The sequence below is a fragment of the Pseudomonas sp. GW823-FHT02F05 genome, from assembly GCF_058797315.1.
This window is the reverse complement of the sequence record NZ_JBXAJM010000004.1, coordinates 37,351-56,041: the sequence shown is the minus strand read 5'-3', so window position 1 is coordinate 56,041 and position 18,691 is coordinate 37,351. Positions and strand designations below refer to the sequence as shown.

Genomic DNA, 18,691 nt, shown 5'->3' with positions numbered 1-18,691 from the left:
CGTTTGATCAGCATAGACACTCAGGTCGCCACATCCGTTAGCCTGGAGTTCTATACATGCATCCCCGCGTTCTTGAGGTCACCGAACGGCTTATCGCCCGCAGCCGCGCCACCCGCGAGGCTTACCTTGCGCTCATTCGCGGCGCAGCCAGCGACGGTCCGATGCGCGGCAAGCTGCAATGCGCCAACTTCGCCCACGGCGTGGCCGGTTGCGGCACCGAAGACAAAAACAGCCTGCGCATGATGAATGCCGCCAACGTGGCAATTGTTTCTTCTTATAACGACATGCTCTCGGCGCATCAGCCCTACGAGCATTTCCCCGAACAAATCAAAAAGGCTCTGCGCGAAGTCGGCTCGGTCGGTCAGTTCGCCGGCGGGACCCCCGCCATGTGCGACGGCGTGACCCAGGGCGAGCCAGGCATGGAGCTGAGCCTGCTCAGCCGTGAAGTCATTGCCATGTCCACGGCGGTAGCGCTGTCCCACAACATGTTCGACGCCGCGCTGATGCTGGGCATCTGCGACAAGATCGTCCCTGGCCTGATGATGGGCGCGCTGCGCTACGGCCACCTGCCGATGATCTTCGTGCCGGGCGGGCCGATGCCGTCGGGTATCTCCAACAAGCAGAAGGCCGATGTGCGCCAGCGCTATGCCGAAGGCAAGGCCAGCCGCGAAGAACTGCTGGAATCGGAGATGAAGTCCTACCACAGCCCTGGTACCTGCACCTTCTACGGCACCGCCAACACCAACCAGTTGCTGATGGAAGTCATGGGCCTGCACTTGCCCGGCGCTTCGTTCGTCAACCCGTACACGCCGCTGCGGGATGCGTTGACCCGTGAAGCTGCGCACCAGGTCACGCGTTTGACCAAGGCCAATGGCAACTTCACGCCGATTGGCGAGATTGTCGACGAGAAGTCCATCGTCAACTCCATCGTTGCGCTCAACGCCACTGGCGGCTCCACCAACCACACCCTGCACATGCCGGCCATTGCCATGTCGGCAGGCATCATCCTGACCTGGCAGGACATGGCCGACCTCTCCGAGGTGGTGCCGACCCTGTCCCACGTGTATCCAAATGGCAAGGCTGACATCAACCACTTCCAGGCGGCGGGCGGTATGTCGTTCCTGATCCGCGAACTGCTGGAAGCCGGCCTGCTCCACGAAGACGTCAACACCGTGGCCGGCAAGGGCCTGAGCCGCTATATCCAGGAACCTTTCCTGGTGGATGGCGAACTGGTCTGGCGCGACGGCCCGATCGAAAGCCTCGACGAAACCATCCTGCGCCCGGTGGCCCGTGCGTTCTCGCCGGAAGGCGGCTTGCGCGTGATGGAAGGCAACCTTGGCCGTGGCGTGATGAAGGTTTCGGCGGTAGCGCCGGAGCATCAGGTTGTCGAAGCGCCCGCGGTGGTGTTCCAGGACCAGCAGGACCTGGCCGATGCCTTCAAGGCCGGCCTGTTGGAAAAAGACTTCGTCGCGGTGATGCGCTTCCAGGGGCCGCGCTCCAACGGCATGCCGGAACTGCACAAGATGACCCCGTTCCTGGGCGTGTTGCAGGACCGTGGTTTCAAAGTGGCGCTGGTGACAGATGGGCGAATGTCCGGCGCGTCGGGTAAGATCCCAGCCGCGATCCACGTCAACCCCGAAGCCCAGAGCGGCGGGCCGCTGGCGCGGGTCCAGGATGGCGATATCATCCGTGTGGATGGCGTTACCGGCACCCTGGAGCTTAAGGTGGACGCCGAAGTATTTGCAGCGCGCACGCCTGCCACGGGCCTGTTGGGCAATAACGTGGGGGCCGGTCGCGAGTTGTTTGCATTCATGCGCTTGGCCGCAAGCTCCGCAGAGCAGGGCGCCAGCGCCTTTACCTCTGCCTTGGAGACGCTTAAGTGAAGCTTGCGCTGGTCGGTGACATCGGGGGGACTAACGCCCGTTTTGCGTTATGGCGGGATCAGGAACTGCATTCGATCCGCGTGCATGCCACGGCGGATCACGGCAGCCCTGAAGAGGCGATCAAGGTCTATCTCAAAGAAGAAGGCCTGCAAATCGGGGACATCGGTGCGGTGTGCCTGTCGGTGGCCGGGCCGGTGAGCGGCGATGAATTCAAGTTCACCAACAACCACTGGCGCCTGAGCAAAACCGCGTTTTGCCAGGCCCTGCAGGTGGATGAACTGTTGCTGGTCAACGACTTCTCGGCCATGGCCCTGGGCATGACCCGACTCAAGCCCGACGAATTCCGCGTGGTCTGCAAAGGCACGCCGGAGCCCTTGCGCCCGGCCGTGGTGATCGGCCCAGGTACGGGTCTCGGCGTCGGCACCTTGCTGGACCTCGGCGCAGGCCGTTGGGCAGCATTGCCGGGGGAGGGTGGGCATGTCGACCTGCCCCTGAGCAGCCCACGGGAAACCCAGCTGTGGCAACACATCTACAGCGAGATCGGGCATGTCAGCGCCGAAACCGCGTTGAGCGGTGGCGGCCTGCCACGGCTGTACCGGGCGATTTGTGCGGTGGATGGGCACGAGCCGGTGCTCGACACCCCCGAAGCCATCACGGCGGCGGGCCTGGCCGGCGATCCGGTGGCCATGGAAGTATTGGACCAGTTCAGCATCTGGCTGGGCCGAGTGGCGGGCAATAACGTCTTGACCACCGGTGGGCGCGGTGGCGTGTACATCGTGGGTGGGGTGATACCGAGGTTTGCCGACTTCTTTATCAACAGTGGCTTTGCCCAGAGTTTTCGCGACAAAGGCTGCATGAGCGACTACTTCAAAGGTATTCCGGTGTGGCTGGTGACAGCGCCGTATTCCGGGTTGACTGGGGCTGGTGTGGCGCTTGAGCAAGCTTTTGCATAGGTCATAATGGCGCCATCGCAGGCAAGCCAGCTCCCACAGTCTGGAATGCATTCCAAGTGTGGGAGCTGGCTTGCCTGCGATGACGGCCTAAAGGGCACCCGATGATTTAAGCCAGGCCATAACAACAAGGAGGCCCCGTGAGCGTAATCAGTAAATCCATTCTCCTCGTCGACGACGACCAGGAAATCCGCGAATTGCTGCAAACCTACCTCAGTCGCGCCGGCTTCCAGGTCCGTGGCGTGTCCGACGGTGCGGGGTTCCGCCAGGCAATGAACGAGGCGCCGTGCGACCTGGTCATCCTCGATGTCATGTTGCCAGACGAAGACGGCTTCAGCCTGTGCCGCTGGATCCGCCAGCACCCGCGCCAGGCGCAGGTGCCGATCATCATGCTCACCGCCAGTTCCGACGAAGCCGACCGCGTGATCGGCCTGGAGCTGGGCGCCGATGACTATATCGGCAAGCCATTCAGCCCCCGCGAGTTGCAGGCGCGCATCAAGGCACTGCTGCGCCGCTGCCAATTCGGCCAGGAGCGCAGCAGCGGCGGTGATGTGTGGGTGTTCGATGAATGGCGCCTGGATATGATCAGCCACCGCTTGTTTCATGTGGATGGTGAAGAGGTGATCCTCTCCGGTGCCGACTTCGCCTTGCTCAAGTTGTTTCTCGACCACCCGCAACAGATCCTCGACCGCGACACCATCGGCAACGCCACCCGTGGCCGCGACCTGATGCCCCTGGACCGTATCGTCGACATGGCCGTTAGCCGCTTGCGCCAGCGCCTGCGCGACACCGAGAAACCTCCGCGGCTGATCCGCACCGTGCGTGGCAGCGGCTATCAACTGGCAGCCAGCGTGGTTGCCGGCAATGCCCATTGAACCGCTGAACGAACGCCGTCGCCGCTTCCCGGTACCCCGCTCGCTGCTGGGGCGCATGTTACTGCTGACCTTGCTGGCGGTGCTGTTTGCCCAAGCGCTGTCCAGCGTGATCTGGGTGTCGCAACTGCGCGCCACCCAGCTTGAGGGCCTGGTGACCAGCGCCCGTAGCCTGGCGCACTCAATGACCGCCAGCGTGAGTTACTTCCGGTCGCTGCCGGTGGCCTATCGCCCGTTAGTGCTGGACCAATTGCGCAGCATGGGCGGCACGCGTTTTGTGGTGACCCTCAATGATCGCCCGCTGGACATGCAAATACTGCCCGAAACCCCGCGCAAGCAAGCGGTGCTGGTGGCGGTGGATGAAGTGCTGCGCCAGACCCTGGGTGCCGACGTGCATATCTCGGTGGAGTTTGTCAGCGCCGAAGACCTGCGCATCTTCAATGCCGGCCTGAAGCTCGACGAACTGCCACGTTCCTGGGCCCATTACGCGCTGACCCTGGAACCGGTGAACCCGCCGGTGCTGGTCACCCAGATCCAACTGGCACCCGGTGAATGGCTGTACATCGCCTCGCTATTGCCCGAGCCCTACACCAGCCTGGAAGAGCAAGGCCTGCCGTCCCAGCAGGTGTGGTTCATCGTGCTCACCAGCGGTTTTCTGCTGCTGTTCATCGGCCTGCTGGTGCACTGGCAAAGCCGACCGCTCAAGCGCCTGGCGCGAGCGGCGCGGGACATGTCCCTGGGCGCCGATGTGGAGCCGGTGGCTGAAGGCGGCGGCAGTGAAGTGGTGGAAGTGGGCCGTGCATTCAATGCCATGCGTGAACGCATCAGCCGTTACCTGACCGAGCGCAGCCAGTTGTTCAGCGCGATTTCCCATGACCTGCGCACGCCCATCACCCGCCTGCGCCTGCGTGTGGAATTGCTGGAAGACGAGAACCTGCAAAACAAATTCGGCCGTGACCTGGATGAGCTGGAATTGCTGGTCAAGGGCGCGCTGCAATGCGTGAAAGACACCGACATCCACGAAAACATCCAGCCGGTGGATCTCAACCACGTCCTCGAATGCCTGGTGGAGCCGTACCTGGCACCCCATGGCAATGGCCGAGTGACCCTTGATGGCGCGGCCCTGTCAGCCTACCCAGGCAAGCCGCTGGCGCTCAAGCGCTGCATCGGCAACCTGATCGACAACGCGCTCAAGTACGGGCAGAACGCGCATTTGCATATCGAGGACGATGGCGTGCAGTTCATCCTGCATGTGGATGACGAGGGCCCCGGTGTGCCGCAGCAGCGACTGGAGCAGGTGTTTGAGCCGCACTTCCGCCTGGCCGGCCAGCAGCAGGGTTACGGATTGGGGTTGGGGATTGCGCGCAATATTGCCCACAGCCATGGGGGCGAAGTGAGTTTGCAGAACCTGCGTGAAGGCGGCCTGCGCGTTACCCTGCAACTACCAAGAACCTTGGACTAACAAACACCTGAGATCAAATGTGGGAGCTGGCTTGCCTGCGATAGCGGTGGTTCAGTTGACTCATTAGTGACTGACACACCGCCATCGCAGGCAAGCCAGCTCCCACATGTTGCTCTGCGTACATCAGATGCTTTGGCGCAACCGGGCCAGGTCGCGCAGCGGCGGCGCACCAAACAACCGGCTGTACTCCCGGCTGAACTGGGACGGGCTTTCATACCCCACCCGATAGCCCGCCGCCGAGGCCTCCAGCCCTTCGGCAATCATCAGCCGCCGGGCTTCCTGCAAGCGCAGTTGCTTCTGGTATTGCAGCGGGCTCATGGCCGTGATCGCTTTGAAGCGATGGTGCAGGGTCGAGACGCTCAGGTTCACTTCTTTGGCCAGGTCGTCGATACGCAGCGGCTGTTCGTAGTTACCGTTCAACCAGGTGATCGCCTGGCTCACCCGATGGCTCTGGCTGTTAGCCACAGCGATTTCATACAGGCGATAACCCTGCGGGCCACGCAGCAAGCGGTAGAGAATTTCACGGTTGATCAAGGGCGCGAGCATCGCGATGTCTTTAGGCGTGTCCAGCAAGCGGGTCAGGCGCAGCACCGCGTCGAGCAGTGCGTGATCGATGCGGTCGACGTACATGCCTCGTGAGGTCGGGCGCGAGGGCACGCCCATCGGCCCGGCCTCTGCGATCAGCGCTGTGAGCTGCGCCGGGTCGATATTGATACGCACCGAGAGGTTCGGGTCCTCGGCGGTGGCGTCAATAATGCGGCCGGCTACCGGCATCGCCACCGAGAACACCAGGTAGTTGAGCGGGTCGTAGGCAAAGATTTCGTCGGCCAGGCGCACCTCCTTACTGCCACTGGCTAGGATGCACAGCGCGGGTTCCACCAGCACCGGCATGAAATCCCGGGGCGCGTTGTGGCGGTTCAGGTACAGCGAGGTGATCGCCGTGCCGTAGGAGCCGTCCTCCCAGGTATGGCGGTGCACGATACTGGCCAGCTCGGCGCGTTGTTTCTCCATCTCGGCATCGAGGGGAATGGACTTGAATTCGGGCGACGGCATGGGGCGTCCTCTACACGCTGCTTTGATGGGCTCAGCTTAGCGGCGGCTTTTCAAAAAGTGTTACGTCGATTCTGCAGCATCCTTGCCTGATCCTGCGAGATAGCGTGAATCAGGCAAGTGCGCAGCCTGTCATCACCCTGAAACATGAGGCCTGGGCCTGGAATAAATCCTGGGGCAGAACGTCCTCCCTACGCTTCTCGCAGGATTGTGCAATAAGCCTGCAGGAATTGACTAACCGCGCCCACCCCCGCGCCGTTATCTTTGATCCTGTGGCAACACGCCCTCATTGTGCTTGCCGAGCATCACTTCTCAACGGGAGAGTCGAACATGTCCACCCCCATTCCCGCGAGCCATATGGCCTTTATCCGCGCCCGTAGCGGGTGCAGCACCGAACTCGGTGCACGCTTGAGCAGTTTGATCGAACCAGGTCGCCAGGCCCAGGGTTGCCTGCAATTCTCGTTGCAGCACTCCCAGGTCGATCCCGATGTCTGGCTGGTGTCCGGGTTCTGGAGCAGCGAGCAGGCCATGAGCGCCTACTTCAACTCTCCGGCCCTGATGATCTTCACCGAGCTTCTGAACGACATGGTCGTGCGCAGCATGGACTTCCAGACCTTCACCGACGCATCGGCGGCACAGGCCTACGGCGAGTACCTGCAACTGGCCGGTTAACGGTTAGAATGGCCGACTTTCCATTGGCCAGGACCTGCAACATGGCACGTAAACAATTTGCCCACCACGAAGCCGTTTCCGCCGTAGTACCGGGCGAAGGTGGCTACAGCGCCGCCGTCGCCGTCAAGGCACTGGATGGCATGGGCGCACCCAGGTTTCACAAGATCCTTGATGGGCAGACGTTCAAGACTGCGTCCGATGCCGATGATGCGGCGACGTTGCAACTCGAGCATCTGGTCGATGTGGATGCAGAAGGCCAACTGACCTGGGCGACTGCTGAACGCTGAGGCAGCACACCTAACCAATGTGGTAGCTGGCTTGCCTGCGATAGCGGTGTATCAGTCACTCCTGAGTTAACTGACCCACCGTCATCGCAGGCAAGCCAGCTCCCACAGTTTTGATTGCATTTTAGTCAGGGTTTGGTGGCGCCTGGTCTGTGCATTTTGAACAGGGCCTCAGGCCCCAGCTGGAAATAATCCGCCGGGCCACCCCCGCGCAAAATCGGCTCGGCGGCAGCAGTGTCGTAGATCCCATCCTTGAGCAACCATTTGGCGATGTGCACCGCAACCACCTCGCCCAGCACCAGCCAGCTTGGCACCAACTGTTGGTCGGCACGTTGCAGTTGGATGATCTGCGTCACCTTGCACTCGAACGACACCGGGCTCTCGCCCACCCGTGGTACGCCAACGATTTTCGAAGCCACCGGCGTCAGCCCGGAGAGTTCGAATTCATTTACCTCGGGCGATACGGCCGCGCAGCTTTGGTTCATCTGCTCGGCCAGCGGGCGGGTGGCCAGGTTCCAGACGAATTCTCCAGTCTGTTCGATATTGTTCAGGCTGTCTTTACGCCCGACACTGGAAAACCCAATGATCGGCGGAATGTAGTTGAACGCATTGAAGAAGCTGTAGGGCGCCAGGTTCAGGCGGCCTTCGCGATCGTGCGAGGAGATCCAGCCAATCGGGCGTGGGCCGACGATCGCATTGAACGGGTCATGGGGCAGGCCGTGGCCGTTGGCGGGTTCGTAATAGTGGATGTCGTCAGGCATGGCCGGGGTTCCTGCTACGCGGTTTGGGAGGCGGTCATAGTGCAATTCATGGCGGTGAATTTCCATCGTGCCCATGGATTTTTCATACATCTGCCACCTATTTTTCACAGTTTCCCCTTCAGTCTGCGCCCAAGGTCAATACCCCCTATAAGACTGAGCCTTGGAGCTATCCACTGCATGAACAAACTTCCTCAGATCACCCTGGCGTTCTGGGTCATGAAAATCTGCGCAACTACCTTGGGCGAAACTGCCGGGGACTTGCTGTCGATGACCTTGAATGTTGGCTACGCCATCAGCTCCATGATCCTCATCAGCGTGTTCCTGGTGACCCTGGTGACGCAACTCTGGTCGAAAACCTACAACCCGGTGCTGTACTGGATCGTGATTTTGTCTACCAGCACGGCGGGTACCACAATGTCCGACTTCATGGACCGCACGCTGGGGCTGGGCTACGCCACCGGGTCGATGATCCTGATCGTGATCCTGATGATCATCTTTGCATTGTGGCACCTCAGTGGTGACTCGCTGAACGTGAACAAGGTGCAGACCTTCCGAGGGGAACTGTTTTACTGGATGGCGATCCTGTTCTCCAACACCTTGGGCACCGCATTGGGCGATTTCCTCGCGGACGATTCGGGGCTGGGCTTCGCCGGTGGCGCATTGTTGATCGGCTCGACCATCGCCGCGGTGGTGGTACTCAAGTACTTCACCCGCATCTCGTCGGTATTGTTGTTCTGGGTGGCGTTTGTACTGACACGGCCGTTTGGCGCGACCTTGGGGGATTTCCTGACCAAACCCCATGAAAAAGGCGGCTTGGATTTCGGCACCATCGGTTCATCCGCGGTATTGGCTGCGGTGCTGGTGGTGATGATTGCTGGCGCGTCGTATGCGCAGCGGCGCTATGGGCGCAATGAGGCCGCAGAGTTGTCCTAAGGCTAAATAAATGAGGGAGCGGGCTTGCTGTGGCGAGGTAGCTTGCTCCCGTTCGACAGCGTAGCTGGAGCCAGCTTTTTGGGGGCGCTTCGCACCCCAGCGCAAGCAAGCTTGCTCGCCACAGCAAGCCCGCTCCCACATTTTTTAGTCGGTGGTGATGCGTGAGTGTTTACGCGTGTCCTTCATGGTCACGTAGACCATCAACGATACGGCGATACACGCGGTCACGTACCAGTAGTAGCCAGTTTCCATACCGATGCTCTTGAACCACAGCGCGATGTATTCAGCGGTACCGCCGAAGATCGACACGGTCAGGGCATACGGCAGGCCCACGCCCAGTGCGCGGATTTCGGTCGGGAACAGCTCGGCCTTCACCACGGCGTTGATAGAGGTGTAGCCGCTGACGATGATCAGCGCCGCCATGATCAGGAAGAACGCGCCCCACCAGCTCTGGATGGTGTGCAGGGTGGTGAGGATCGGCACGGTGAACAGGGTGCCAAGCACGCCGAAGGCGATCAGGATCGGGCGGCGGCCGATTTTATCCGACAGCCCGCCGATGATCGGTTGCAGGCACATGAACAGGAACAGCGTCGCCGCCGAGATGGTGGTGGAGTCGGAGATGCTCATGCCGACCGTGTTCACCAGGTATTTCTGCATGTAGGTGGTGTAGGTGTAGAACGCCAGGGTGCCGCCCATGGTCAGGCCGACCACGGTCATCAGCTCCTTGGGATGGCGCATCAAGGTGCGCATTGCGCTTTCCTTGGCTTTTTCTTTCTTGGTGAACGACTCGGTTTCTTCCATGCCGCGACGCAGGTACAGCGCGACCACTGCACACAATGCACCGATGGCGAACGGGATACGCCAGCCCCAGGCATACAACTGCTCGGTGGTGAGCACCTGTTGCAGAACGATCAGCACCGCCAGCGCGATGAGCTGGCCGGAGATCAGGGTCACGTATTGGAAGCTGGAGTAAAAACCGCGACGTTCCTTGGTGGCCATCTCACTCAGGTAAGTGGCAGAGGTACCGTATTCGCCGCCGACCGACAGGCCCTGCAGCAGGCGGGCAAACACCAGCAGGATCGGCGCACCGATACCAATGATTTCATAGCCGGGGCTCAGGGCAATCAGCAGCGAGCCGAAGCACATCAGGTACACCGAGGCCATCAAGGCTTTTTTACGCCCCACTTTGTCGGCGTACAGGCCCATCAGCCAGCCACCGATCGGGCGCATCAGGAAGCCCACGGCGAAGATCGCGGCGGTGTTGAGCAGTTGGGCAGTGGTGTCGCCTTTGGGGAAGAAGGCTTTGGCGAAGTACAGCGAGAAGGCGGCGTAGACGTACCAGTCGTACCATTCGACCATGTTGCCGACCGATCCGCTGAAGATCGACTTGATGCGGCTGGAGGTGGTGCGCTCCTGCGCTTTGACGGCCGTCGATCCCAGAGGCACGGTGTTGGAGTTATCCATTGAAGGATCCTTCATCTAGTTGTTTTTATGGAGCGGCGCGTGCGCAGCCTGTTGGGGCTATAGCAGGAGCTGTGCCAGGTAGAGGAAGGCCCGGAATAGAAGGGTTGCGGGATTTTATTGAGCGGAAATTCGCTGATGGTTTTGGGGTGGTGAGCGGAAATCCGCTTATGGCTGCAGTAATCGTTCCCACGCTCTGCGTGGTAACGCCTGTTGTGACGCTCCGCGTCGCGCCTTTAAAAAGCGACGCAGAGCGGCCTAGGCTGCGTTCCCACTCGGAGCGTGGGAACGATCAGTGTGGGAGCGGGCTTGCCCGCGATGGCGATCCAAAGGTCGCTACACAAACATCTCCCTTACCAACCCATGCCGCTGCATCTTCTCATTGAAGGTGCGACGTGGCAGTTGCAACTCGGCCAGCACCGCCTTGATATCGCCCTTGTGACGCGTCAACGCGGCCTTCAGGCAGTGTGCCTCGAACGCCTCCTGCTGCGCCGCCAACGACTGCCCGGCTTCGATCCCTTGCGGTTCCGGCTCGTCCAGCCCCAACACCTGGCGCTCGGCGACGTTGGCCAGTTCGCGCACATTGCCCGGCCAGTCATGGCTGAGCAGGCGCCCCAACTGTGGGCCACTCAAAGGCTCGACCTGGCGGCCCAGACGCTCGGCGGCGCTTTGCGCAAAATGCTCGTACAACAGCGGAATATCTTCGCGACGTTCACGCAATGGCGCCAGGCGCAGTTGCGCGACGTTGAGCCGATAGGCCAGGTCTTCGCGAAAGCGCCCGGCACGGGCTTCTTCCAGCAGGTCGGGCTTGGTGGCAGCGATGATGCGCAGGTCCACTTGGATACTCTGGTTGGAGCCCAGCCGCTCCAGCTTCTGCTCTTGCAATACGCGCAGCAATTTCACTTGCTGGGCCAGGGGCATGCTTTCGATTTCATCCAGGAACAAGGTGCCGCCGTGGGCATATTCCAGTTTGCCGATGCGTTTGCCGTGGGCGCCGGTGAAGGCGCCGCTTTCATGTCCGAACAGTTCGGCTTCGAACAACTGCTCGGGGATTGCCGCGCAATTGAGGGCCACAAACGGCTTCTTGGCGCGTGGGCCGAAGTCGTGCAGGCAGCGGGCGACCAACTCCTTGCCGCTGCCGGTCTCACCGCGAATCAGCACATTGACCGGCAAACTCGCCAGGTCCAGCACTTGGCGGCGCAAGCTTTGAAGGCCCTTGGACACACCCAGCAGGCTGGACTCCAACTGCGCGCGATGATCGGCCTGTTGATGCAGGCGGCGGTTTTCCAGGATCAGGCCACGCTTGTCCAACGCCCGGCGCAGGCTGTTGAGCAAGGCGTCGGGGCTGAAGGGTTTTTCCAGGAAGTCGTAGGCGCCGTCGCGCATGGCTTCGACGGCCATTGGCACGTCGCCATGGCCGGTGAGCAAAATCACCGGCAAATCGGCATCGCGGCGCTGCACCTCGGCCAACAGTTCAAGGCCGCTGAGCCCCGGCATGCGCACGTCGCTCAGAATCACCCCGGCAAAGTCCTTGGGCAGTTGCGCCAGGCACTCTTCGGCGCGGCTGAACAACTGCACGTCAAACCCCGACAGGCTCAGCCATTGCTCGACGGCCGTGCGAATACTGGCTTCGTCATCGACCACAATCACCGCGTTCAACATAGGTCTGGCGTCTCCAGGGCGATAGGCAGGGTCAAGGTGAAAATCGCGCCATCGCCACGGTTGGCGGCACTCAGGCGTCCGCCCAGTTCATGCACGATAGCGTAGGACACCGCGAGCCCCAAGCCGAGCCCGTCGCCCACCGGTTTGGTGGTGAAAAACGGGTCGAATACGCTGCTCAAATGTTCCTCGGCAATCCCGCCGCCACTGTCGCAGACGCTCAACTGCCATAGTTGCTGATCGGCGTGCAGGCGGATTTCCAGGCGCTTGCGCGGTTTATCGGCCATGGCGTCGAGGGCGTTGCGCAGCAGGTTGATCAGCACTTGTTCCAGGCGGATCGCGTCGCCACGTACCCAGGCCGGGCGAGTGAGGTCCAGCACCACGCCGATGGCTTCGTCACGCAGGCGCGCGTCGAGCAGGTGCATGGATTGGTCGACCACCGTTGCCAGGTCCAGCTTTTCGCGCAGGCCACTGGGGCTCTTGCGCGCGAATGTCTTGAGGTGGCCGGTGAGCGCGGCCATGCGCGTGAGCATGTCATCCAATGGCGTGAGAGCCTTGTAGGCATCGTCCACGCGACCATGGTCGAGCAACAGCCGCAGCGTCGCCAGTTGCATGCGCTGGGCGGTCAGCGGCTGGTTGATTTCATGGGCGAGGGCGGCCGACATCTGTCCCAATGCCGCCAGCTTGGCCGACTGCACCAGGCCATCCTGGGCGGTGCGCAGCGCCTGGGTGCGTTCTTCGACCAATTGCTCCAGTTCTTCACGGCTGCGCTGGCGCAAGCGGGCCAGGCGCCAGCGCTGGCTGAGGAACAGCCCCAGGAACACCAATGCCAGCCACGAACCCGCAGCGGCAAGGCCCGCGTTACGTTGGTCTTCAAAGGCAAACTGGGGTTTGCGCAACAGGTGCAGGGTCCAGCCTTCGCGCTTGAGCGGCAGCGACTCCCAGATGTAATTGGCGTTGCCGTCGGGGCCGTTGACGCGGATCAAGTGGCTGTTTTCGTCAAAGCGTTGCAGGGGCTGGGTGTCCAGCGGCTGCAGTTGCTTCTTGTCGTATTGGCGGGTGGCCTTGAGTTCAGCCAGGTCATTTTCGGACAACGGCCGCAGGTTGCGATAACGCCAGCCCGGCTGGTTGGCGATAAACACGATGCCCCGCGCATCGCTGACCAACAGTAGGTCATTGCCCTGGGCCCACTCGCGCTCCAGCTCGGGGAACTCCAGCTTGACCACCATGGCGCCGAGGAACTGCTCGTGCTCATCCACGACCGCGCTGGAAAGAAAGTAGCCCGGAATACCCGTGGTCACGCCCACTGCATAAAAGCGCCCGGTGCCCTGGCTCAAGGTCTGGCTGAAATACGGCCTGAACGCGTAGTTGTGGCCGACATAACTGCTGGGCAGGTTCCAGTTGCTCGCGGCCACGGCCAGGCCGGTGCGGTCCATCAGTTCCAGAGTCGAAGACTGCGCAGCGCCGTTGATGCGCTCCAGCTTGCGGTTGAGCCGGTCTTGCGTGGCGGCGTCCAGCGGGCCCTTCAAGGCGCTGATCATCTCCGAATCCAGCGCCAGTACGGCGGGCAGGGCACGGTAGCGTTCGATCAGGGTATGCAGCGAGTTGGCATACAGCGCGAGCTGCTGATTGGCACGGGCGGCGTCGTCCACCAGGGCCTGGCGTTCGGCATGGCGCGTGGCCAAGGCGGCAGCCAGCACCGCACCGGCGATGATCAACAGAGAATAGAAGGTCAGGCGCAGGGGGCGAGGGATCACGATCATACGATGATGAACAGGCACGGTAAGGGGCGAGCACCATAGCATGGGCAGCTCATATCTTGTGACCAAGGAGCTTGTGGGGGAGCTGGCTTGCCTGCGATGACGGCCTGCCAGCCGACGGCTATCTACCTGACGCCCCACGATCCCAATGTGCGGGCTTGCTCGCGAAGGGGGCCTGGCAGGCGACACAGTTGGATTGTGTGCATATCCATTGCTGCGGTAACGGCCACTTAGGGTTCCGCCCTGACGGCGGGTCACTTTGGAAAAGCCCCAAAGTAACCAAAGGGCTCTTGCCCCACCACTCGGCACCTCGCCTAGGCTCGGTGTGCCCGAACGCAGGCTTGAATCCGTGGGCCGCCGCCACGCGCCATCCATGGCGCGGGGCGGCTAACCCGGCGTCCTGCCGGGTTACCCACGAATTCAAGCCTGCGTTCGGCCAGCGTGGTTTAACGGGGCGCCTGGGATCAAGATCAAAAGCAGGGCAAGAGCAAGAGCAAGAGCAAGAGCAAGAGCAAGAGCAAGAGCAGTTCCCTTGCTTCAGGCAGAAAAAAGGCGACTGGGCCGTGGGGCCGCAGTCGCCTTTATTCTTTTGGATGAGGTGCTTACTGCACTTCTACCGCCAGGCTGTCACTGATCTTTTTCTGCCAGATGGCAGGACCGGTGATGTGGACGGACTCACCTTTGCTGTCCACTGCAACGGTGACCGGCATGTCTTTCACGTCGAACTCGTAGATGGCTTCCATACCCAGTTCGGCGAAGGCAACCACGCGCGACTTCTTGATGGCCTGGGCCACCAGGTAAGCGGCGCCGCCCACGGCCATCAGGTACACGGCCTTGTGGTCCTTGATCGCTTCGATGGCGGTCGGGCCGCGCTCGGACTTGCCGATCATGCCCAACAGGCCGGTTTGCTCGAGGATCTGACGGGTGAACTTGTCCATCCGCGTCGCGGTGGTCGGGCCCGCCGGGCCAACCACTTCTTCGCGCACCGGATCAACCGGGCCGACGTAGTAGATAAAGCGGCCCTTGAGGTCCACCGGCAAGGTTTCGCCCTTGTTCAGCATCTCGACCATGCGCTTGTGCGCCGCGTCGCGACCGGTAAGCATCTTGCCGTTGAGCAGTACGGTTTCGCCCGGCTTCCAGCTCTGCACTTCTTCCGGAGTCAGGGTGTCGAGGTTGACGCGACGGGCCGATGGGCCGGCTTCCCAGACGATTTCCGGGTAGGCGTCCAACGATGGCGCTTCCAGCGACGCCGGGCCCGAGCCGTCCAGCACGAAGTGCGCGTGACGGGTGGCGGCGCAGTTGGGGATCATGCACACCGGCAGGGACGCGGCGTGGGTCGGGTAGTCCATGATCTTCACGTCGAGCACGGTGGTCAGGCCACCCAGGCCCTGGGCGCCGATGCCCAGTTGGTTGACCTTCTCGAACAACTCCAGGCGCATTTCTTCGATACGGTTCTGCGGGCCGCGCTTTTTCAGCTCGTGGATGTCGATGGACTCCATCAACACTTCCTTGGCCATTACCGCGGCTTTCTCGGCGGTACCGCCGATGCCGATGCCGAGCATGCCCGGTGGGCACCAGCCGGCGCCCATGGTCGGAACAGTCTTGAGCACCCAGTCGACGATCGAGTCGGACGGGTTGAGCATGGCCATTTTCGACTTGTTCTCGGAGCCGCCACCCTTGGCCGCCACGTCCACTCCCACGGTGTTGCCCGGGACGATGGAGTAGTGGATGACCGCGGGGGTGTTGTCCTTGGTGTTCTTGCGGGCGCCTGCCGGGTCGGCGAGGATCGAGGCGCGCAGGACGTTTTCTGGCAGGTTGTAGGCGCGACGCACGCCTTCGTTGATCATGTCGTCCAGGCCCATGGTGGCGCCGTCCCAACGCACGTCCATACCCACGCGCACGAACACGGTGACGATACCGGTGTCCTGGCAGATTGGGCGATGGCCGGTGGCGCACATGCGCGAGTTGATCAGGATCTGGGCGATGGAGTCACGGGCTGCCGGCGATTCTTCGCGCAGGTAGGCTTCGTGCATGGCCTGGATGAAGTCAACGGGGTGGTAATAGGAAATGAATTGCAGGGCGTCGGCAACGCTCTGAATCAGGTCGTCTTGCTTGATCACGGTCATGAGTCGCGCTCCTCTATAAGGGAACATTCAATAAAGATGGCGCCAGTGTTGCATCGGTCGGCTGAAGCCATCTTTCCAAGGCACGCCAGAATGGTGCAGGCGCGACGCTAAAAAGGCGCGGCAGTATAACCCGGCACGGTGGCCGATACACCCGACTATGGTCAAACTGTCGCAGGCATGATTCCCTGTGCGCGCTCCTTATGATTGAGTCTTTATATGCCTGAACTGTACGTCGGCGAACGCCACTGGTCTGTATCCCTCGGCAGCAACCTGCTGGATGCCTTGAATCAGGCCGGCGTGGCCGTGCCCTTCAGTTGCAGGGCCGGCAGTTGCCATGCGTGCCTGGTGCGTTGCGAGGGTGAGGTTGACGACCAGCAGCCCGAAGCCTTGAGCCCGACGCAGCGCCAGCAAGGTTGGCGCCTGGCGTGCCAGTGCCGGGTCAGTGCGGACCTGAAGGTCGAAGCGTTTGACCCTCAGCGCGATGGCCTGCCCGCCCAGGTGGTGGGCGCCGATTGGCTGAGTTCGACGGTACTGCGCCTGCGCCTGCAACCGGAACGTGCCCTGCGGTACAACGCCGGGCAGCATCTGGTGCTGTGGGCGGGGCAGGTGGCGCGCCCCTATTCTCTGGCGGGCTTGCCCCAGGAAGAGCCGTACCTGGAGTTTCATATCGAGTGTCGCCAACCCGGTGCATTCAGCGATGCGGCGCGACAGTTGAAGGTCGGTGATCCTTTGCGCCTGGGTGAACTGCGGGGTGGAGCACTGCACTATGACCCTGACTGGCAATCGCGGCCGTTGTGGCTGCTGGCTTCCGGTACTGGCCTGGGGCCCTTATGGGGGGTGTTGCGCGAGGCGCTGCGCCAGGATCACCAGGGCGACATTCGCGTGATTCACCTGGCCCATGAGGCCGAAGGTCATTATCTGGCTGAACCCCTGGCAGCCCTTGCCGCCCGGCATGGGAACCTGACCGTGGAGCTATGGACCGCGGCGCAGTTGCAGCCGGCGTTGGCGCAACTGCGGCTGGTTTCCCGGCATACCCTGGCCTTGCTTTGCGGGCACCCTGCCAGCGTCGAGGCCTTTTCCAAGCGCTTGTTCCTGGCGGGACTGCCGCGTAATCAATTGCTGGCGGATGTGTTTCTATCCCGCCCTTTCACTTTATGAAAAGCCTGCTCAAGTCGGTATCGGAGTTTATCGCCGGGTGCTGATGACGCCATCGCAGGCAAGCCAGCTCCCACAGTAGACCGAGTTGTCTAACTATTGTGGGAGCTGGCCTGCCTGCACTGAAATGCAAAAAGCCCCGCCATTCACAGGGCGGGGCTTTTGTTTTTCAGCCTGTCACTCAGACCTGCGGGTCGCCCACATGCAGGATCTTCATGCCATTGGTGCCACCGGTGGTGTGGTAGCTGTCGCCCTTGGTCAGGATGACCCAGTCGCCTTTCTCCACGACGCCGCGTTTGACCAGCTCGTCGATCGCCTTCTGGCTGACTTCGTTCGGTGCCAGCGACGCCGGGTCGAACGGGATGGTGTACACGCCACGGAACATGGCCGCGCGGGCCTGGGCTTCGCGGTGTGGGGTGAACGCGTAGATAGGCACCGAGGAGCGGATACGCGACATGATCAACGGCGTGTAGCCACTTTCGGTCAAGGCGATGATGGCCTTGACACCCGGGAAGTGGTTGGCGGTATACATGGCAGCCAGGGCGATGCTCTGGTCGCAGCTTTCGAAGACCTTGCCGATGCGATGGCTGGAGGTCTTGCTGGTCGGGTGCTTTTCGGCACCGACGCAGATACGCGCCATGGCCTGTACGGCCTCCAGCGGGTAAGGGCCGGCGGCACTTTCAGCCGAGAGCATCACGGCGTCGGTGTAGTCGAGTACGGCGTTGGCCACGTCGGACACTTCGGCACGGGTCGGCATCGGGTTCTGGATCATCGACTCCATCATCTGGGTCGCAACGATCACCGCTTTGTTGTGACGGCGTGCGTGCAGGATGATCTTCTTCTGGATACCGATCAGCTCGGCGTCACCGATTTCAACGCCCAGGTCGCCACGGGCAACCATCACTGCATCGGAGGCCTTGATCAGGCCGTCGAGGGTTTCATCATCGGCCACGGCTTCAGCACGTTCGATCTTCGCTACCAGCCAGGCGGTACCGCCGGCTTCGTCGCGCAGCTTACGGGCGTATTCCATGTCGGCGGCGTCGCGCGGGAAGGACACGGCGAGGTAGTCCACTTCCATTTCGGCGGCGAGCTTGATGTCGGCCTTGTCTTTTTCAGTCAGGGCCGGCGCCGTCAGGCCACCACCGCGACGGTTAATGCCTTTGTGGTCGGACAGCGGGCCGCCGATGATCACGGTGCAGTTCAGTTCGGTCGGCGTGGCAGTGTCAACGCGCATCACCACACGGCCGTCGTCCAGCAGCAGTTCGTCACCGACGCCGCAGTCCTTGACCAGGTCCGGGTAGTCGATGCCCACCACGTCCTGGGTGCCTTCGGTCAGCGGGTGGCTGGTGGAGAAGGTGAACTTGTCACCGATCTTCAGCTCGATCCGCTTGTTGGTGAATTTGGCGATACGGATTTTCGGGCCTTGCAGGTCGCCCAAGAGTGCAACGAAGCGGCCATGCTTGGCGGCGAGGTCACGCACCAGCTTGGCGCGAGCCTTGTGCTCGTCCGGGGTGCCGTGGGAGAAGTTCAGACGGGCGACGTCCAAACCAGCCAGAATCAGCTGTTCGAGGACTTCCGGCGAGTTACTGGCCGGGCCAAGGGTGGCGACGATTTTGGTACGACGGACGGACATGCACGGACTCCTGAGTTCAAGCGCTGGGGA

Annotated in this window: 15 protein-coding genes; 8 read left to right on the top strand and 7 right to left on the bottom strand. The window is 61.8% G+C overall.

Annotation, left to right across the window (positions count from 1 at the left end):
* Positions 1–56 precede the first annotated feature (56 nt).
* The 4 genes from edd to AC1RAC_RS06975 all read left to right on the top strand — a co-directional run bounded on the left by edd (position 57) and on the right by AC1RAC_RS06975 (position 5,167).
* Complete coding sequence (gene edd, locus AC1RAC_RS06990; RefSeq protein ID WP_014719752.1) at positions 57–1,883, top strand: phosphogluconate dehydratase; 1,827 nt, start codon at positions 57–59, stop codon at positions 1,881–1,883.
* The gene (locus AC1RAC_RS06985) at positions 1,880–2,836 is read left to right on the top strand and encodes a glucokinase (protein ID WP_089042387.1); all 957 of its coding nucleotides are present in this window, start codon (positions 1,880–1,882) and stop codon (positions 2,834–2,836) included. Before edd ends, AC1RAC_RS06985 begins: the two co-directional genes overlap by 4 nt.
* Before the next feature lie 137 nt (positions 2,837–2,973).
* Positions 2,974–3,708, top strand: a complete 735-nt coding sequence (locus AC1RAC_RS06980; protein WP_003193918.1) for a response regulator — start codon at positions 2,974–2,976, stop codon at positions 3,706–3,708.
* Entirely contained in the window at positions 3,698–5,167 is a 1,470-nt protein-coding gene (locus AC1RAC_RS06975) for an ATP-binding protein (protein WP_054918370.1), read from the top strand. Before AC1RAC_RS06980 ends, AC1RAC_RS06975 begins: the two co-directional genes overlap by 11 nt.
* Before the next feature lie 123 nt (positions 5,168–5,290).
* On the opposite strand, the gene AC1RAC_RS06970 is transcribed toward AC1RAC_RS06975, so the two are convergent.
* Complete coding sequence (locus tag AC1RAC_RS06970; protein ID WP_492616456.1) at positions 5,291–6,220, bottom strand: AraC family transcriptional regulator; 930 nt, start codon at positions 6,218–6,220, stop codon at positions 5,291–5,293.
* A 327-nt stretch (positions 6,221–6,547) separates the two neighbouring features.
* Here AC1RAC_RS06970 and AC1RAC_RS06965 point away from each other — a divergent pair, with 327 nt between their 5' ends.
* Together AC1RAC_RS06965 and AC1RAC_RS06960 are read left to right on the top strand one after the other, a co-directional pair.
* The gene (locus AC1RAC_RS06965; protein ID WP_003193915.1) at positions 6,548–6,889 is read left to right on the top strand and encodes an antibiotic biosynthesis monooxygenase family protein; all 342 of its coding nucleotides are present in this window, start codon (positions 6,548–6,550) and stop codon (positions 6,887–6,889) included.
* Between the two features lie 41 nt (positions 6,890–6,930).
* Complete coding sequence (locus tag AC1RAC_RS06960; protein WP_019817340.1) at positions 6,931–7,176, top strand: hypothetical protein; 246 nt, start codon at positions 6,931–6,933, stop codon at positions 7,174–7,176.
* 125 nt (positions 7,177–7,301) lie between these two features.
* Here the strand turns inward: AC1RAC_RS06960 and AC1RAC_RS06955 are convergent, their stop codons facing one another.
* A complete protein-coding gene (locus AC1RAC_RS06955; protein WP_054897657.1) occupies positions 7,302–7,934 on the bottom strand; it encodes a flavin reductase family protein in 633 nt (210 codons plus the stop codon).
* A gap of 177 nt (positions 7,935–8,111) precedes the next feature.
* On the opposite strand from AC1RAC_RS06955, the gene AC1RAC_RS06950 reads away from it, so the two are divergent.
* Positions 8,112–8,867, top strand: coding sequence for a COG4705 family protein (locus AC1RAC_RS06950; protein WP_019817341.1), 756 nt, complete (start codon positions 8,112–8,114; stop codon positions 8,865–8,867).
* 144 nt (positions 8,868–9,011) lie between these two features.
* Here the strand turns inward: AC1RAC_RS06950 and AC1RAC_RS06945 are convergent, their stop codons facing one another.
* From AC1RAC_RS06945 to AC1RAC_RS06930, 4 genes are all read right to left on the bottom strand, one after another.
* Entirely contained in the window at positions 9,012–10,331 is a 1,320-nt protein-coding gene (locus AC1RAC_RS06945) for an MFS transporter (protein WP_034128609.1), read from the bottom strand.
* Positions 10,332–10,664: 333 nt separating this feature from the next.
* Entirely contained in the window at positions 10,665–11,990 is a 1,326-nt protein-coding gene (locus tag AC1RAC_RS06940) for a sigma-54-dependent transcriptional regulator (protein WP_259037984.1), read from the bottom strand.
* On the bottom strand, positions 11,984–13,750 hold the full coding sequence (locus tag AC1RAC_RS06935) for an ATP-binding protein (protein ID WP_492616455.1): 1,767 nt from the start codon (positions 13,748–13,750) through the stop codon (positions 11,984–11,986). Before AC1RAC_RS06935 ends, AC1RAC_RS06940 begins: the two co-directional genes overlap by 7 nt.
* Positions 13,751–14,349: 599 nt before the next feature.
* A complete protein-coding gene (locus tag AC1RAC_RS06930; RefSeq protein WP_200583296.1) occupies positions 14,350–15,873 on the bottom strand; it encodes a fumarate hydratase in 1,524 nt (507 codons plus the stop codon).
* A 216-nt stretch (positions 15,874–16,089) separates the two neighbouring features.
* On the opposite strand from AC1RAC_RS06930, the gene AC1RAC_RS06925 reads away from it, so the two are divergent.
* Entirely contained in the window at positions 16,090–17,031 is a 942-nt protein-coding gene (locus AC1RAC_RS06925) for an iron-sulfur-binding ferredoxin reductase (RefSeq protein WP_054918389.1), read from the top strand.
* 178 nt (positions 17,032–17,209) lie between these two features.
* Here the strand turns inward: AC1RAC_RS06925 and pyk are convergent, their stop codons facing one another.
* On the bottom strand, positions 17,210–18,661 hold the full coding sequence (gene pyk, locus AC1RAC_RS06920) for a pyruvate kinase (protein WP_003193904.1): 1,452 nt from the start codon (positions 18,659–18,661) through the stop codon (positions 17,210–17,212).
* Positions 18,662–18,691: the final 30 nt, after the last annotated feature.

What these genes read in the sequence shown, in the direction of transcription:
- edd (WP_014719752.1), top strand. Translation starts at nt 57, where the DNA reads ATGCATCCCCGCGTTCTTGAGGTCACCGAACGGCTTATCGCCCGCAGC.
- AC1RAC_RS06975 (WP_054918370.1), top strand. Translation starts at nt 3,698, where the DNA reads ATGCCCATTGAACCGCTGAACGAACGCCGTCGCCGCTTCCCGGTACCC.
- AC1RAC_RS06970 (WP_492616456.1), bottom strand. Translation starts at nt 6,220, where the DNA reads ATGCCGTCGCCCGAATTCAAGTCCATTCCCCTCGATGCCGAGATGGAG.
- AC1RAC_RS06965 (WP_003193915.1), top strand. Translation starts at nt 6,548, where the DNA reads ATGTCCACCCCCATTCCCGCGAGCCATATGGCCTTTATCCGCGCCCGT.
- AC1RAC_RS06960 (WP_019817340.1), top strand. Translation starts at nt 6,931, where the DNA reads ATGGCACGTAAACAATTTGCCCACCACGAAGCCGTTTCCGCCGTAGTA.
- AC1RAC_RS06955 (WP_054897657.1), bottom strand. Translation starts at nt 7,934, where the DNA reads ATGCCTGACGACATCCACTATTACGAACCCGCCAACGGCCACGGCCTG.
- AC1RAC_RS06950 (WP_019817341.1), top strand. Translation starts at nt 8,112, where the DNA reads ATGAACAAACTTCCTCAGATCACCCTGGCGTTCTGGGTCATGAAAATC.
- AC1RAC_RS06945 (WP_034128609.1), bottom strand. Translation starts at nt 10,331, where the DNA reads ATGGATAACTCCAACACCGTGCCTCTGGGATCGACGGCCGTCAAAGCG.
- AC1RAC_RS06940 (WP_259037984.1), bottom strand. Translation starts at nt 11,990, where the DNA reads ATGTTGAACGCGGTGATTGTGGTCGATGACGAAGCCAGTATTCGCACG.
- AC1RAC_RS06935 (WP_492616455.1), bottom strand. Translation starts at nt 13,750, where the DNA reads ATGATCGTGATCCCTCGCCCCCTGCGCCTGACCTTCTATTCTCTGTTG.
- AC1RAC_RS06930 (WP_200583296.1), bottom strand. Translation starts at nt 15,873, where the DNA reads ATGACCGTGATCAAGCAAGACGACCTGATTCAGAGCGTTGCCGACGCC.
- AC1RAC_RS06925 (WP_054918389.1), top strand. Translation starts at nt 16,090, where the DNA reads ATGCCTGAACTGTACGTCGGCGAACGCCACTGGTCTGTATCCCTCGGC.
- pyk (WP_003193904.1), bottom strand. Translation starts at nt 18,661, where the DNA reads ATGTCCGTCCGTCGTACCAAAATCGTCGCCACCCTTGGCCCGGCCAGT.